The sequence below is a fragment of the Butyrivibrio sp. MC2021 genome, assembly GCF_000621605.1.
Taxonomy (GTDB): Bacteria; Bacillota; Clostridia; order Lachnospirales; family Lachnospiraceae; genus Butyrivibrio.
Genome location: NZ_JHXX01000010.1, coordinates 69,579 through 86,408, shown reverse-complemented (window position 1 = coordinate 86,408; position 16,830 = coordinate 69,579). Strand labels below are relative to the sequence as shown.

Below are 16,830 nucleotides of genomic sequence, written 5' to 3'. Positions count from 1 at the left end.
TGATTCTGAATAAAAATGCTAAACTATTGTAGCATTGATTGGTCCGTAAGGCAAATAAAATACTTTAATAAGAAGCGAAGGTGTGGTAGTATAAAAAATATTGTTTGAAAGAAAGGTGTGGGCTAACCGTTAATTAGCTTATGTTAAAGGAGAAATTATGAAAAAGAAAATAGCAGTTATACTTATAGGTGCTGTAATGGCTACAACAATTGCAGCCTGCGGCAAGGAGACAGAGAATGCCGGCAGCGGCGTTGAGACAGCCGAGACAGCCGAGACAGCAGAGGCTCCCGCTGAGAGCGCTTCTACAGAGACAGCTTCCGAGACAACCACAGAGACAGACGGATTTGATGTTGCCGCATATGTTGACGGCCTTGAGGAGATGACCCTCAGCGAGATCAATGCATCCGATTATGTTACTCTTACCGAGTATGACGGCGTAACCGTTGAGGTTCCCGCTGTTAATGTTACAGAGGAGGATGTTCAGGACTACATCAACAACACTCTGACCCAGTCCAATCCACTTCTTACCCAGGTAAACAGACCTGTTAAGAGCGGAGATACAGTAAATATCGACTATGTGGGCAAATATGCTGATACCAAGGAGGCCTTTGACGGCGGTACAGCTCAGGGCGCTGATCTTGTTATCGGTTCCCATTCTTATATCGACGGCTTCGAGGACGGACTTATCGGCGCCAAGGTTGGTGAGACAAGAGATCTTAACCTCACTTTCCCTGAGAACTACGGCGCAGCCAATCTTGCAGGCAAGGATGTAGTATTTACCGTAACAGTTAACACCATCAGCGAGACCAGCACAGAGCTTACAGATGAGTGGGCAGCAGGCCTTGGCTATGAGGACGTTACCAATCTTGAGGAGCTCAGCGCTCATGTAATGAAGACCCTTACAGAAGAGGGTGAGAGCAACTATAAGACAGAGCTTGAGAACGAGGTTATCAAGGCTGTAACAGAGGGCGCAGAGTTCAAAGAGCTCCCTGAGAAGCTTCTTAACAGATTCATGAAGGAGCAGGTTGATCAGCTTGATTACTATGCAAGCATGTATTCATATATGTACGGTCAGCAGTACTCTGCTTCCAACATTCTTTCAATGATGGCTCAGGCCCAGGGCTTTGCAGGCACTGAGGAGGAGTTCTTCAAGCAGACAGCCGAAGATATGGCTGATCAGTATGTAATGTTCAAGGCTATCGCTGATGAGCAGGGCATCACTATTACAGATGCAGACATTGACAAGTATCTCAAGGAGGCTTATGAGAGCGCTTCTTCTACCGCTTTCAGCAGCTTTGAGGAGTACAAGGCTTCTCTCGATCTTGAGCTTTACAGAGAAGGACTTATGGCTGAGAAGGTTGTAGAGTTCCTTAAAGAGCACGCCAATGTTGTTGACGGTGAGGCAGAATAATTTTTACATAATAAATATTAACTAAGAGGAGAAAAAAGATGAGAACAAAAATTAAAGAGCTGTTCAGAAATACTTCTGAGTATGCTTCCAAAGAAGTGACCATCTGCGCTTGGGTACGTACTAACCGCGCACAGGCACAGTTTGGATTCCTTAACGTAAACGACGGTTCATTCTTTGAAAATTTGCAGGTTGTTTACGATCAGGAACTTAATAATTTTGATGACATCTCCAAGATAAGAGTCGGTTCCAGCGTTAAGGTAACAGGTAGCCTGGTGCTCACTCCCGAAAATAAGCAGCCTTTCGAAGTTAAGGCTACTGCAGTTGAGCTTTTAGGTGACTGCCCTGAGAATTATCCTATCCAGCCCAAGCGTCATACAAGAGAGTATCTTCGTACCGTGGCACATCTTCGTCCCCGTACAAACCTCTTCAGCGCTGTATTCCGCATCAGAAGTGTGGCAGCTATGGCGATTCACACCTATTTCCAGGACAGAGGATACCTTTACGTTCACACTCCTCTGATCACCGGTGCTGACTGTGAGGGTTCAGATCAGATGTTCAAGATCACAACTCTCAACATGAACGATCTTCCCAAGACCGAGGACGGTCAGGTTGATTTCAGCAAGGACCTCTTCGGCAAGCAGTCCTTTATCACAGGTTCAGGACAGCTTCAGGGCGAGACCTTCGCTATGGCCTTCGGTGATATTTATACCTTCGGACCTACCTTCAGAACAGAGAACTCCAACACCCAGACCCATGCCAACGAGTTCTGGATGATCGAGCCTGAGATGGCTTTCTGTGATCTTGAGGGACTTATGGATATCGAAGAGGATATGCTCAAGTTCGTTGTTAAATATGTTTGTGACAAGTGCCCTGAGGAGATCAATTTCTGCGACCAGTTCGTATCCAAGGGACTTAAGGACAAGCTTAATGATATCGTTAATGCACACTTCACACGTATCAGTCACCATGATGTTGTAGACATCCTCAAGAAAGCTGATGTTAAGTGGGAGTTCGAGCCTGACTACGGCGAGGATATAGCTAAAGAGCACGAGAAATACATCGTTGAGCACTTTGGCGGCCCTGTATTTATCACAGACTGGCCGAAGGACATCAAGGCTTACTACATGAAGGTTAACCCTGACAACAAGACTGTTGCTGCTGTAGACCTTCTTGTTCCTCAGGCAGGCGAGCTCATGGGCGGCAGCCAGAGAGAAGAGAATCTGGACAAGCTCATTGAGAGAATGAATGAGATGGGCGTTGATAAGGAAGGCATCGACTGGTATCTCGACACCAGAAGATACGGCGGATGCATCCACAGCGGCTTCGGTATGGGCTTTGAGCGTCTTATCATGTACTTAACCGGCGTTGAGAACATCCGTGACGTAATTCCTTATCCTAGGACTCCGAGAAATTGCGATTTTTAATGATATAGGGGAATAAAGTGGGGCAGGGGCCCCGCGATTTCCGAATTTTTGTAGAATTGCGAGAATGGCGTAGCCATGGAGCAATTCGTATATCATTAAAAAATTTAATTATTCATAAATCATACATCACCCCCCTTGCGTATCACGGCAAGGGGGTTTTCTTATAGATAGAAGTTAGCGGGAATGTTATACTATATTTAGTAGTGTTTTTTTATTAGTCTGTACATTTTGTGATTCATTTGAATCGGGTGGATATGAAGAAAAGAAGATTACTTAGAAATAGATTGTTGGCGGCGCTGCTGGCTGTCAGTATGCTTGCGGCCAGTCCCATGACCTCTTTTGCCACCACCAGTGAGGAGCTCCAGGAGCAGCAGAAGAAGCTGGAGAAGGAAAAGAAGGAACTGGAGAAGCAGAAGAAGGCGGCGGAGAACGAGAAGAATGCCAGCCAGAATAAGCTTAATGAGGCCAATGACAAGATCGGTGATATTGCGGACGCAGAGGCGGAGACCCAGGAAGCTATTGACGAGACCCAGGCTGAACTGGTGGGGCTTATGGCGGATATTGAGCTTATCAAGGAAGATATTGAGAACAAGCAGAATCTGATAGAGCAGACACAACAGGAGTATGAGGCGGCCAAGGCCCAGGAAGAGACCCTGTACACTGCCATGGTGGAAAGAGTCAAGTTCATGTACGAGAAGGGCAATCTCTCTTATATGCAGATTCTTTTGACAGCGACCAGTTATTCCGATGCCCTTAACAAGGCCCAGTATGTGGAAGAACTCTACGAATACGACAGGATCAAGCTGGCGGAGTATATAGCAGCCAAGGATGCCGCTGAGGCCTATGGAAATCAACTTGAGGAGGAAAAGGCCGAGCTGGAGGCTTCTGAGTATGAGCTTGAGGAAGAGCAGAACTACATGGAGCAGCTTCTTTCGGATTACAAGGCCAAGTACGCTGACTATGAGGTGAAGCTCGCCAAGGCAAAGCAGGACGCGGCGGTTTACACAGCCCAGGTCAAGAGCCAGCAGGCCAGCATCGCATCCCTTCAGAAGAAGCTTGAAGCCAAGCAGAAGGAAGTTGACGCCGCCAAGAAGGCTGCGGAGGCAGCCAAGGCAGCAGAGGATGCAGCCAAGGCTGAGGCGGAGAAGGAAAACGGAGACGGCGGAGGCGGCTCGGACAATTCCGGTGGAAATACCGGTGGATCCGGCAGCTCCGGAGGGAATAACAGTTCCGGAGGAGGCGGAAACACAGCCAATCCCGGAAGTGCCACAGGTAGTAATATAGCAGCCTATGCCTGCAGATTTGTTGGAAATCCTTACGTTCCCGGGGGAACAAGCCTCACCAACGGAGCGGACTGCTCAGGTTTTGTTCAGTCTGTTTACAAGGCCTTCGGAATATCGGTTCCCAGAACCTCCTGGGCTCAGGGAGCCTACGGCAAGGAGGTATCCTATGCCAACGCCCAGCCCGGAGATGTCATCTACTATGGCGGACACGTGGGAATCTACATCGGCGGCGGACAGATTGTCCATGCCAGCACTCAGAAGACGGGAATCAAATACAGTCCCGCCACCTACAGGTCAATTATTTCCGTAAGGAGGTTTTTATAAAATGGCACTTATTCAGGTAAACTATTTATCCAAAAATCTTATGCGCACCGTGCCGGTGAATGTCATTCTTCCGGCAGACAAGTTGGATTACACCACCTTCGACTATGCAATGCCTAAGGGAGGTAAATTCAAGACCCTTTATCTTCTCCACGGAGTATTTGGCAACTACACAGACTGGGTCAGCGGAACCAGAATCCAGAGATGGGCAGAAGAGAAGAATCTTGCAGTGGTGATGCCCTCAGGAGATAACTCTTTTTACCTGAACAGCCCTGTGACTAAGGTAAATTATGCTGATTTTATCGGAAAAGAGCTGGTTAATATAACAAGAAAAATGTTCCCCTTATCTGATAAAAGGGAAGATACCTATATTGCAGGTCTTTCCATGGGCGGCTACGGAGCGATCGTAAACGGACTTAATAACCCTGATACCTTCGGGGCTATAGCAGGACTGTCCTCAGCCGTACATCTTTTTGACAAGAATATCGGACATCTCGGCCTTGAGTATGCTGTTATGGGGGATGTGGACGAGGCGGCCGACAGCAATATGAATCCCACTGTTGCCTTTAATGAGCTTCTTAGCAATGGAAAGCCACTTCCCAAGATCTATATGTCCTGCGGAACTGAGGACGACCTGTATCCTGCCAACATTGAACTCAGAGACTTTTTTGTCAAAAACGGTGCTGACCTTACCTGGGATGAAGAAAAGGGCGGCCATGACTGGGACTTCTGGGATCAGCAGATTAAAAAGGTGATAGACTGGCTTCCTCTTGAGGAGAGCAGTCAGGGCATGAATAGTGGTAATGTACAGAAATGACAGTGCATTGTGCATAGATGACAGACCATCCTGATTGAACAGGATGGTTTTGTTAGTTATGTTGCTTGTGCAATCGAGGGTCCTATTGTATAATCAACGCAATTGAGGATTTGCTTATGGCAGATTCCTGTCGTAGTAGTTATGCAGTAATTATGTTTATATAAAACATTGGAGGAAAGCATGGCTTCAGAAGAAAAGGTCATAGTTATCGACTTCGGTGGGCAGTACAATCAGTTGGTTGCCCGCAGAGTCAGAGAATGTAACGTCTATTGCGAAATTTATTCTTATCGCACCCCCATCGACCAGATCAAGGCGATGAATCCCAAGGGTATTATCCTTACAGGGGGCCCTAACTCCTGTTATGAGGAGGGCGCTCCAACTTATACCAAAGAGCTTTTTGAACTGGGGATCCCCGTTCTTGGTCTTTGCTACGGAGCACAGCTTATGATGCTTCTTATGGGAGGTAATGTTGAGAAGGCTCCCGTTCGTGAGTACGGTAAGACCAAGACTTATATCGATGGTGCGAAGAATACTCTTTTTGCAGGTATCGAAGATGACACCATCGTTTGGATGAGTCATTTCGATTATATCAGTAAGATTGCTCCGGGTTTTGAAGTAGTGGCCCACACAGCGGACTGTCCCGTTGCAGCAGCAGCCTGCCCTGAGAAGAAGCTCTATGCGATCCAGTTCCATCCTGAGGTTCTCCACACAGTTAAGGGAAAAGAGATCCTTCACAACTTTGTTCGCGGAATCTGTGAGACTTCCGGAACCTGGCGCATGGATTCCTTCGTAGAAAATACGGTTAAGGAGATCAGAGATAAGGTTGGAGACGGCAAGGTTCTTCTTGCTCTTTCCGGCGGCGTTGATTCATCGGTTCTCGCAGCTCTTCTTGCCAAGGCCATCGGCAAGCAGCTTACCTGCGTATTCGTAGACCACGGTCTTCTTCGTAAAAACGAGGGCGACGAGGTTGAGGGCGTATTCGGACCCAACGGTAATTTCGATATTAACTTTATCCGCGTAAATGCGGCTGAGAGATATTATGCCAAGCTCAAGGGCGTAGAAGAGCCCGAGCGCAAGCGCAAGATCATCGGCGAGGAGTTCATCCGTGTATTTGAGGAAGAGGCCAAGAAGATTGGAAAAGTTGACTTCCTTGCCCAGGGAACTATTTATCCCGACGTAGTAGAGTCAGGTCTCGGCGGAGAATCCGTTGTTATCAAGTCACACCACAACGTTGGCGGACTTCCTGATTATGTAGATTTCAAGGAGATCATCGAGCCCCTTCGTCTTCTTTTCAAGGACGAAGTAAGAAAGGCAGGCCTTGAGCTGGGGCTTCCCGAGTATCTTGTTTACCGTCAGCCATTCCCCGGACCGGGACTTGGCATCCGTATCATCGGTGAAGTTACAGCTGAGAAGGTTCGCATCGTTCAGGATGCCGACTACATCTACCGCACAGAGCTTGCAGCCGCAGGCCTGGAGAAGCTCCCTGATCAGTACTTTGCAGCTCTCTCCAACATGCGCTCCGTAGGTGTTATGGGCGATGAGCGTACCTACGACTACGCAGTAGTCCTCCGCGCAGTTGAGACCATCGACTTCATGACAGCCGAAGCCTCACAGATTCCTTTCGAGGTACTCCAGCGCGTTATGAGCCGCATCATCAACGAGGTCAAGGGCGTTAACCGCGTAATGTATGACCTCACCTCCAAGCCCCCGGGAACTGTAGAACTTGAGTGATAACGAGCCAGGCACGAGATAATTCATATGAAAAACCACGCAGTGGTTTTAGTCGATAACAAAGGAGTCAGGATGAATGCTCGCATTCAGTCCTGGCTCCTTTGTTATCGGCGGAAATCCTGAAGGGATTTTCATATGAATTATCGAAGTATCTGGCGACAACAGACGCTTCTAGAAATCGCTGCGTTTTTAAGCGATTTCTAGAAGAGGAGTGATGAGAGAGTCAGGATGAATGCTCGCATTCAGTCCTGGCTCCTTTGTTATCGGCGGAAATCCTGAAGGGATTTTCATATGAATTATCGAAGTATCTGGCGACAACAGACGCTTCTAGAAATCGCTGCGTTTTCAAGCGATTTCTATAAGAGGAGTGATAAACCGCCTTCCCACAGAGAGGGCATTTTGGTGGTCAAGGGGGAAGGCGGAAATAGCTAGCCTTTACTTTCATGTTTTTTTGCTGTATATTATGCATTGTATTTTCAAGAGAATTCTTTTTTCAAAGTATCTTTTGAAGTGGTTGCTCTTTCTGGAGCGGCCAGGATTTCACTTGTTGAGTATTTTTGTAGATTATACAGATAGAACCAGGAGATTTGTGTTATCTATCTGCAAGTAAATGCATTTAACAATTATTATGACGGATAGCTTGGTTGTTTTGGCACAACCTATCTGTATAAAAGAGAATTATGGTGAGAATGTTGGCGGATAGCTGAGGCAATCTGTGCGGTTATATCTGCTGGAGTTCCGAGATATAGAGCGAAATTGACGGATAGATAAGCTGGTTTTTGGAATCATATCCGTTTGAGCGAGCTGATTAAAGAATTTACGACGGATATGAGAAGGATAATTTCCGAATCTATCTGTCAATATAACTAATACTAAGGGGAAATGATAATGACAGTAAAAACGTATAATGAAATTATTGGAGCAAATAAAGAAAAAGAGCTTCTTGAAGCGCTAAAGGCGAGAAATTTATACCTAAAAAAGATAATCACTGAAAAAGAAAAGACAATAGCCAAAGCGCCGGAAGGGCTATTACGGATCTCAAGAAGTGGAAATCGTATTCAGTATTATTATAGAACTGATCCGAAAGACTTTAATGGAGAGTACATTAAAGATGATAATTGCCAGTTAGCCTGTAAACTTGCCCAGAAAGACTATGATTCAAGAGTATTAAAGATTGCAGAGGCAGAAATAAAGCTAACAAAAAAATATGAAAAACTTCTAGAAAAAAATATGATATCCGACGTCTATGAATCATTACATGACGGCAGGAGAAGGTTGATTGTTCCGACAGAACTATCTAGTGAGCAATTCGTTGAGAGGTGGACTAGCGTGAGTTATGAGCCGATGTCAGTCAGCGAGGATATAAGCTTTTATTCAACTTGTGGAGTCAGGGTAAGATCCAAGTCAGAGCTGATTATTGCTAACATGCTTGAGCAAAAGGGCATCCCTTATCGTTATGAATATCCAATCACCCTAAAGGGACAGGAAACGGTTCGTCCTGATTTTATGTGCCTAAATGTGAGTACAAGACAAGAGTTTATATGGGAACATTTTGGAATGATGGATAACATAGCTTATGCCAACAAGAATGTAGCGAAGATTAATACCTATGAACAGAATGGATATTTTCAGGGAAAAAACATGATAATGACATTTGAAACTTCTCAACATGCCTTAAGTTCTAATATAATAAAGGCTATGATTGAAAATTACCTGGTTTAGTTAAAACTCGCCGGGGGCAGGAGGACTTAATATAGATGGAGGATATGTTAGCACAGAATAAAAGCGGATGGACGCTGCTTGAATATTTAAAGGTCAGTGAAGAAGAAATAGAGAATTACGATCCGGTTACAGGTGCGTTTGCTGTTATATCGGTAAATGGTGAATTCCTTATTGGATATAATTTCTGGAGAGGGCAGTGGGAATTTCCTGCTGGAAGAATAGAGCAGGGAGAAACAGCCCGTGAGGCAGCGATTCGTGAGTTGTTTGAAGAGACTCATCAGGCACACCGGGATCTTAGATTTGCTGGATTGTTTAAAGTCAGGGATTGCAGGGGAATTATCAAATATCAGGCAGTATTTACCGGTGAATTATCAGAACTGCAGCCATTCATTCACTCTGAAGGAGATGAAATGGAACGAATCCGTCTGTGGGATTTAAAGGAAGATATCGGTTATGTTGATGAATGTGATCTTAAGATGGTTGAGATGACTGCAGGCAATAGAGATAGAGCCATTTATCTTACTTCGATGACTCCGGAAATGTATCACAGATATTTTAAAGAATATGAAAATGACCCGGATCTATGGCTTGATAAAACAAAGTACGTTCCGTACGAGTACAGTGAGGAAAAGGTTGATCAATATATTAAACGCCAGATGACTCTTAAGAGAAAAACTCTTGCAATCATGCACGGCGAAGAGATTGTCGGGGAAGTAATCATAAAAAATATAGAAGATCATACTTGCGCTACATTAGGAATATGTTTGAAAAACGGAAAGTATAAAGATCAAGGCATAGGGACGCAGGCAGAGAAGCTTGCTGTGGATTATGTTTTTAATGAATTGGATATACCAACGCTGTATGCAGATTCCATACAACCCAATACGAGAAGCCAGCATGTTTTGGAGAAAGTTGGCTTTAAATATGTGAATGAGGATGCTGACTTTAAGTATTATCAGATAGATCGGGGGTTATAATCACCTGATATAAAAAGCTCAGCTGGTTACAAATTGTAACCAGCTGAGCTTAAGTTTTTTATTGTCTGTCATCCGGTATGTAGTGATACTTTAATTTACCAACGGTTATGTCCAGAGAACCGTCCTGGTTGTAGGTTCCGCTGCCACCAATAATCGGGAATGAGACGCTTATGGTTCTGTCAGAGTCGATGTGGTATGTTCCTGTCATACCGGCCTGCTCTACGGTACCATCTTTTTGGAAATGAAGGTCATCGCTGGGATCAGGATGTTCAGGGCAGTAGTATGTGCCTTCAAGATATAAAACGTTCTTTTCTACGTCAGAATTATCGTAACTCTTATCGCGCTCCATGTGATAGACACTATTTCCAAATGTAAAATCTATAGTATCAGTGGTTGGGTCATAATTGCCTTTACCGGTAAGCATAGCAAGATTTACAGTAAAGTTGCAGTCAAAATCGATATAATATGTACCGCTGCCATCGGACGGAGTATCTACAGTACCATCTTCAAAAAACTCAAAAGCAAGAGATTCTTCATTTTTGTTTGTGCAGACATATCTGCCGGTAAGCCAGGTTGCGTATTCATCGCCATCTGTGACATATGAATCCCCAACAGCACCATCACCGACGGGCGCATCACCAACCGGGGCTTCTGTGCTCTGTACTACAATAGCAGATTCGGTTGTTGTTTCCACAGCTGCATTCTCTTCTGGTGATGGGAATGCTGTAGCAGGAGCCGGTTCATCAACAATAGATGCCTGCTCGCTGCTGGCAGAGACTGTCTCTGCTTTTTCACCGCATCCTGCCAATGACATGGTCATAAGGACGGTCAAAGCAGCTGCAGTAATTGCTTTTCTTCTCATTAAAATTTCCTCCAACTGTTACTTTTTTCAATTTAATGAGGATTTTAGGCTCCTGAGCCGGGGGTTGTCAATGGTTTTCGGGTTTTTTATATATAGATACCTCCCTTTTCTGACATTTCAGCTCCGATTTTGTATATTTCAGAGGATACGCATTGTCTGAAAGACAGGCTCTGCTATTATGAGAAAAAACAACAAATCAGTTGGGAGCGAGTATGAAAGAAATGGGTAAAAAAATTGTTTATAAAAGTTTAGGAGTTCTGCTTTCTGCAGCAATGCTTTGTGGATGCGGCGCTCAGGGGAACATGGGGAATATAGGAGGAGACGCAGGAACTTCAGCGAGCATCATAGAAGCAAGCACCACTTTAGCAAGTACCACAGACGTAAATGTTACACTTTTCTCAGAGGATGTGACCGAAGAATCCGTAAATAAGGTAAAGGATGCATGGCAGAGATTAAATGAAGTTGTATCTCTTTCAGACGTTGAAATTGGTATTGGACCTTCCGGCAAGCAGATAAAAAGAGACGGACTTGTCAACTTTACCGAGAAGGAGATCAGCGCTGACAACTTCTATGAGGTATTCACTGATAAGTGCACAGACTTAGCATACTGGAAAACAGTTGGCCTGACAGAATATGCATTTGGCTATACTCCTGTTAATACAGAGGATCAGGTAAAAGAATACCTTGATAAAAGAGAAGAGAAAACACTTCCTCTTTTCGCTTTATACTTTTTTGAGGAATTTTCAGAAGAAAGTGACCTGCAAATGTCCAGAGACTGCGCATATTACCTGACTAGATACGCTCTGGATAAATACTCATTTAACGACTTTTCCGTAAATGATCACAGAGGTGAATGGCTCGCAGATCTTGGATCCACAGGCAATTTCAGATTCGATGAGATAGATGAATTAGTAGAAGCTGCCACAGCCGTTAAAAGCCAAACAGGCGCCACTGTTAAGTGCGCCGGAAACATCTGGGATATAACAGAGGTTGAGTGGCTGAAAACTGTGGATGATGTTTACTGTCTTCTGTACGAGGCGGAGGAGGGAATCCAAAATCTGTGTAAAAGAATCGCAGCAGAATCAGACATTTATACTGAAGAAAGCTTTCACAAAAGTGTTCAGATTACTCTGACGGACAAGGGCGAATTATCAACATATAGAGATGGAGTAATAAGACTACTTCATCCAATTACTTTCGTTCATGAGTATATCCATCATACGTTAAACTATTCCTTTAAGGAAGGCTGGATTGCTGAAGGGCTGGCAGTATACTACAGCAGGGACTATGAGGAGGCCTATGTGCGTGGTCATAACATGTTTGGTGACTCCTTCCAGAAATGGTATGAAGAAGGCATTATAGATGATGAATCCATGGCAAAAATGGAACAGGATGGAGCAGCAGAATATGAATTGACAATAGTAGATTACTATCAGAAATTGAGAGAAAAAGATAAGGATCAGAATAATCAGTATACCTGCTATGAATATGCAAATGGTCTTACCGATCTGTCTTTCTTTGGAACGGAAACCCGTGAGAATCTGAAGCATATAAAAACAATAAGAGACGTATACGACATAGCCGGTAGCATGGAAAAAATGGATGACCTTGGATTTGACCTTACCTACCAAGCAGCCATGGTTATCACAGAAGACCTTATCGCAAAGTATGGCCTTGATAGCCTTGTTGAATCCTCGGGTTCCTTTGAAAAAGATTTTGGTATGACTTCAGACGAATACATCCGGAACTATATAGACAACAAAATGTATATGCACTTCATTGAGGATTGATGCAAGCGGATGGCCCATTTATACTTTTTTAAGAAAAACAACAAACGCAAAATGGTAAAATTAATCTGTATTATTATGTAAATCACTTTTGTTACAGAGGATGCAGATTGAAGAAGAGATTTATTATCATCATTAATATTTTGATAGTAGGGTTGATTCTTTTTATCATCGTGAAATATGCCAACGATAGGGCGACAGAATCAAACCATGCTTCGATTGCGTCTTTTGAGAAGATGACAATCACCACAGAGCAGATCATCGCCAACTACCTGGAGGATGAGCAGCATCTGTGCGATATCTGGTCCAATTACATCAACAGGTCTGCGGAGGCTGGAACTCCAATGACCGTTGATGAGGCCATTTCTTATATAAGAAAAGCTAAGATATCCCCGGAGATCCAGGGACATCTTATCTACATCGATGACGGTTCCATGAAGGGAATTTCGACTTCCGCCAGCACAACGGATCCGTCAAATTTTTCCGTAAATTATTCCCATATCAGTATTTTTGACAATTTTGAAATCGATAATGTTGCCGATGGCGTGGTTAACCTGACAAGGGCCTATACCAACCCTTTGAACGGCGTTCAGTCCATTGCCTTTTTGAAAAAAGTAAAGGTTCTGGACCGTGAGACCGGAGTCCTGCGAGAAGGGCTTCTTTTCCGCGTGGTTCCCGTAAGCCGCCTCGAGCAGAAGCTGATTTTCCTAAAGGGTGAGTATGAAAAAGTGGAAATATCCCTTATTGACTGGGACGGCGACTACATGATCCACGGCAAATCCCTGAAAAACAGCAATTTCTTTGAATATTTCAAATCCTACAATCCCATGACCACTCAGGAATACAACAAGGTGGTGGAGACCATCCGCACCGGCATCGGCTCCATGCATATCCGAAACTCCAAGAATGAGGACTGTGTCATAGCCTATACCCCTCTGACCGGTCTTGATTCCTGGTTCCTTGTGGCTTATATTCCGGCAAATGAGCTGACGGTGAGCAGGTCCATTGACTGGCTCCTGCTGGGAATAGTATCCGCGGGACTGATGGTTCTTTTACATTTCAATCTCTTTATACTCATGGGCTTCAACCGCAAGCTGGCGGTGGCAGCAGAGGCAGCGAATCAGGCAAATGAGGCCAAATCCTACTTCCTGTCCACCATGTCCCATGACATCAGAACTCCTATGAATGCCATTATCGGCATGAATGAAATGGTCCTGAGGGACAGTCATGAGGAGGCAATCCTGACCTACTCCGAGAGCATCAGGGCCGCAGGCAACACCCTTCTTGGAATCATCAATGACATCCTCGATTTCTCCAAGATCGAAGCCGGCAAAATGGAAATCATCGATGTGGACTATAACTTTGTGTCCCTTTTAAACGACCTTGTGAACATGGTTCAGCGAAAGGCCGATGAAAAAGGCCTCAACTTCAGTCTTGAGGTGGACAAAAGCATACCCAGAATACTTCATGGTGATGAGATAAGGATAAAACAGGTCATCACAAATATCCTTTCAAACGCCGTCAAATACACCAAGGAAGGCAGTGTAGTCTTCTCTGTATCAGGCAGAAAATGCGAGGACAAGCCCGATACGGTGATCCTCCATGTCAGCGTAAAGGACACCGGAATAGGAATTAAGAAAGAGGAGCTGGACAGGCTCTTTGTGGCCTTTGAGAGAATCGAGGAAAAGAGGAATCGAAATATTGAAGGTACGGGCCTAGGAATGGCCATTGCCCAGAGTTTTCTTAACATGATGGGCAGCAAGATACAGGTGGAAAGCGAGTATGGAAAGGGCTCCGAGTTCTCTTTTGACCTGGAACAAAAAGTAGTGAAATGGGAGCCGCTGGGCGAGTTTGATAAAGCTTTTAAGCGCTTTGTCAGCGAAAGAAAGCTCTACAGAGTCCAGTTTACGGCGCCTAAAGCAAGGATACTGGTGGTGGATGATATGGAGGTCAACCTCAAGGTGTTTGTGAACCTCCTTAGCAGGACAAAAATGCAGATAGATACCGCAGACAGCGGAGATGCCTGCATAGCTCTTTTTAAGCGAAATCTCTACGACGTGATATTTTTGGACCACATGATGCCGGACAAGGATGGCATCGAGACCATCCGGGAGATGAAGGCGTGCAAGGACACACCAAACAGCAAGACTCCCGTGGTATGCCTCACGGCCAATGCGGTTTCCGGAATGCGTGAAATGTACATAAATGCCGGCTTTGATGACTATCTGACAAAGCCCATTGATACGGGAAGGCTTGAGAGCATGCTTCTTATGTACCTGCCCTCCGACCTGGTGGAGTCGCCGGAGGATTCCGGGGAAGAAGAAAAATCAGAACCTGCTGCAGTCAAAAATATTCTTGCGGTGGATGATGATATAGATTTTTTGCGAAAGCTCAGGGAGTGGCTGTCGGGCAGCTATAACCTCGTGGTGGTCAAATCTGTGGAACAGGCCTGTGAATACCTGGAAAAGCATGAAACGGACCTGATCCTTATGGATGACCATATGCCGGAGCAAAACGATTTTGACAAAGGAAAGCTTTTGAGAGGTAGTTTCAAGGGAATGAATCGGGACGAAATCACTTCCCAGATAAAAGAGTTTATCGAAAGGAGCGAATCATGAATAAAGGAATTAAGAGAATTGTTTCTACTGCCATTACGGCAGCTATGATCCTGGGTGTGGCAGGCTGCGGGCAGAGCGGAGGCGCCCCCAAGGAGTTTTCTCCGAAATATTCAGAGGATACCCAGTACAAGCTGTCAGTGGTGGGAACCTACTCCAATTTTGAGTCCCTTGAAAGAGAGTTTGAAAGATTCTATGCCCATTATCCCAACGGTGAGATCCAGTACACCTCCCTTGATGACTATAGCAATACCATAGTCCAGGCTTTGGCAGGACAGGAGCCTCCGGATATCTACGTTGTCCAGCCCTGGATGTACGGAAATGAGAAGTTCGAGTCATTATTTGAAGCAGCTGAGGTGCTTTCGGACCCAAGCCTCAAGATCGATCTTGACTGCTTAAGGCCCGGAGTCAAAAGGGAGATGGAGGATGGAAGCATGCTGACACTGCCTGTTTTTGCCACCTCCTACGGAATGCTGGTTAATATGGATATCTTTGAAAAAGAGGGACTAAAGGTGCCTCAGAATTTCAGCGAGCTTAAGGAAACCTGTGAAAAGCTAAGGGCAGCGGGCTACGAATCACCTCTCATGGGCAGCAATACCAATACCACCCCGGGAATAGGCTATGCCTTTGCTTATCCCATGTTTGCAAACGTGGTAAAGAATGACAGGAGCATAGAGGCGGACCTTAATAATCTTGTACCCTCTGCCGGGGAAGCCTTGAGAGAGCCCCTTACCAGGTTAAAAGAGCTTGTGGACAGCGGCTGCATAGATATAGATAAGTGCAAAGCTGAGATTGAAGATGATTACAATGCGGTTATCATGCGGTTTTTTGAAGGAGATGTGCCAATGATGCTCTGCTCCGGCGATGTGGTTTCCGGAACAAAAAAGCGTGAGAGTAAATCGGAGGCCTTTTCAGACAATCCTTTCAAATATGACTTCTATGTGGCGCCTTCCGGGGATGACGGCGGATATTACATGGATTCAGTGTCGATTACCTTCAGCGTAAATAAGAACAGTGCAAACCTTGACATGACCAATGAATTCATAAGATTCCTTACCAGCGAAGAGGAGCTGGGGCTTATGGCGGAAATGAAGAGACTTATAACCCCCACTAAGGACTACTCCCTGGATGAGGTCTATGCTTCTCTTTCCGGTTTCCCGGAGAAGCGGACTATCAGCGCCAGTGACACAGAGATTCTTGATACTGCGGTAAAAGAGTTCAGGGCTGCAGCCTACGCTGTCATCAACGGCGAACTGACCGTGGATGAAGCAGTGGCAGGGTACGGAACGTTATCGAACTAGATTAGCTGCCGGATCAGCTCTTTTGCCTGATCATAATCGAGATTAGAGACGTATTTGTCAAGGGTGCTGAGTTTGTCTGCAAGATCTTCATCGCAGCTATAGGAGAGCAGCTGCTTTGTGATATCTTCAGCGGCGCCCAGATTAAAATCATCTATGGCTTCAAGGAGTTTATTAAGAAGAGCAGAAAAGGCTTCCTTGTCGAATTCTTTCTGTGGGCCTTTGCCGGTGGAGGCATAGGGCTCAAGAAATGGTTTTAGAGATCTGAAAGCATCCAAAACATCTGGAGTGAGCTTAACCGCTTGCTCTAGATTATTTTCTTTTCCGAGCTTTTCCAGGGTAAAAAACTCCTCACCAAGATCCATGGCGCCTATCATGCGGCAGGTGGTCTTCAGGGCATGGACCTGAACGGTGTAGCGCTGCAGGTCTTTTTCTCTCAGGTATGTTTCTACAAGATCGCTTTTTTCATCCATGAGCTTGTAAACATCACCCAAAAGTTCAATGAAAAGCTCCTCTGAGCCAGAATTCACAATGGCTTTCTCTATATCAATTCCGGGAATATTAATATCCATAAAAGTCACC

The 16,830-nt window shown here is 45.1% G+C and carries 12 protein-coding genes; 10 read left to right on the top strand and 2 right to left on the bottom strand.

The features are described from left to right. The first annotated feature begins 157 nt into the window (after positions 1–157). The 7 genes from tig (at position 158) to T359_RS22220 (ending at position 9,686) form a co-directional block, all read left to right on the top strand. Positions 158–1,411 (top strand): trigger factor, encoded by a 1,254-nt coding sequence (gene tig, locus T359_RS0113735; protein ID WP_026517974.1) that lies wholly within the window; start codon positions 158–160, stop codon positions 1,409–1,411. A 38-nt stretch (positions 1,412–1,449) separates the two neighbouring features. After that, positions 1,450–2,835, top strand: a complete 1,386-nt coding sequence (gene asnS / locus T359_RS0113730; RefSeq protein WP_026517973.1) for an asparagine--tRNA ligase — start codon at positions 1,450–1,452, stop codon at positions 2,833–2,835. A gap of 254 nt (positions 2,836–3,089) precedes the next feature. Next, positions 3,090–4,442 carry a C40 family peptidase gene (locus T359_RS0113725; RefSeq protein WP_026517972.1) on the top strand — a complete coding sequence of 451 codons (1,353 nt, stop codon included), beginning with the start codon at positions 3,090–3,092 and terminating at the stop codon, positions 4,440–4,442. Between the two features lies 1 nt (position 4,443). Beyond that, positions 4,444–5,256, top strand: a complete 813-nt coding sequence (locus tag T359_RS0113720) for an alpha/beta hydrolase (RefSeq protein ID WP_026517971.1) — start codon at positions 4,444–4,446, stop codon at positions 5,254–5,256. Between the two features lie 180 nt (positions 5,257–5,436). Then, positions 5,437–6,987: a glutamine-hydrolyzing GMP synthase gene (guaA, locus tag T359_RS0113715; RefSeq protein WP_026517970.1), complete on the top strand. Its 1,551-nt coding sequence runs from the start codon at positions 5,437–5,439 to the stop codon at positions 6,985–6,987. A gap of 888 nt (positions 6,988–7,875) precedes the next feature. Beyond that, positions 7,876–8,709 carry a hypothetical protein gene (locus T359_RS0113710; RefSeq protein ID WP_022778998.1) on the top strand — a complete coding sequence of 278 codons (834 nt, stop codon included), beginning with the start codon at positions 7,876–7,878 and terminating at the stop codon, positions 8,707–8,709. 35 nt (positions 8,710–8,744) lie between these two features. Continuing rightward, the gene (locus tag T359_RS22220; protein WP_081795589.1) at positions 8,745–9,686 is read left to right on the top strand and encodes a GNAT family N-acetyltransferase; all 942 of its coding nucleotides are present in this window, start codon (positions 8,745–8,747) and stop codon (positions 9,684–9,686) included. 58 nt (positions 9,687–9,744) lie between these two features. On the opposite strand, the gene T359_RS0113700 is transcribed toward T359_RS22220, so the two are convergent. Then, positions 9,745–10,548 (bottom strand): hypothetical protein, encoded by an 804-nt coding sequence (locus T359_RS0113700; RefSeq protein WP_026517969.1) that lies wholly within the window; start codon positions 10,546–10,548, stop codon positions 9,745–9,747. 221 nt (positions 10,549–10,769) lie between these two features. On the opposite strand from T359_RS0113700, the gene T359_RS0113695 reads away from it, so the two are divergent. The 3 genes from T359_RS0113695 (at position 10,770) to T359_RS0113685 (ending at position 16,251) form a co-directional block, all read left to right on the top strand. After that, positions 10,770–12,338, top strand: coding sequence for a hypothetical protein (locus T359_RS0113695; RefSeq protein ID WP_155840130.1), 1,569 nt, complete (start codon positions 10,770–10,772; stop codon positions 12,336–12,338). Between the two features lie 107 nt (positions 12,339–12,445). Further along, positions 12,446–14,953, top strand: a complete 2,508-nt coding sequence (locus tag T359_RS21740; RefSeq protein WP_051545424.1) for a response regulator — start codon at positions 12,446–12,448, stop codon at positions 14,951–14,953. Beyond that, on the top strand, positions 14,950–16,251 hold the full coding sequence (locus tag T359_RS0113685) for an ABC transporter substrate-binding protein (RefSeq protein WP_026517967.1): 1,302 nt from the start codon (positions 14,950–14,952) through the stop codon (positions 16,249–16,251). The genes T359_RS21740 and T359_RS0113685 overlap by 4 nt, the downstream gene beginning before the upstream one ends. On the opposite strand, the gene T359_RS0113680 is transcribed toward T359_RS0113685, so the two are convergent. Further along, a complete protein-coding gene (locus T359_RS0113680; protein ID WP_026517966.1) occupies positions 16,248–16,820 on the bottom strand; it encodes an Hpt domain-containing protein in 573 nt (190 codons plus the stop codon). The genes T359_RS0113685 and T359_RS0113680 overlap by 4 nt on opposite strands. Between the last annotated feature and the right edge of the window lie 10 nt (positions 16,821–16,830).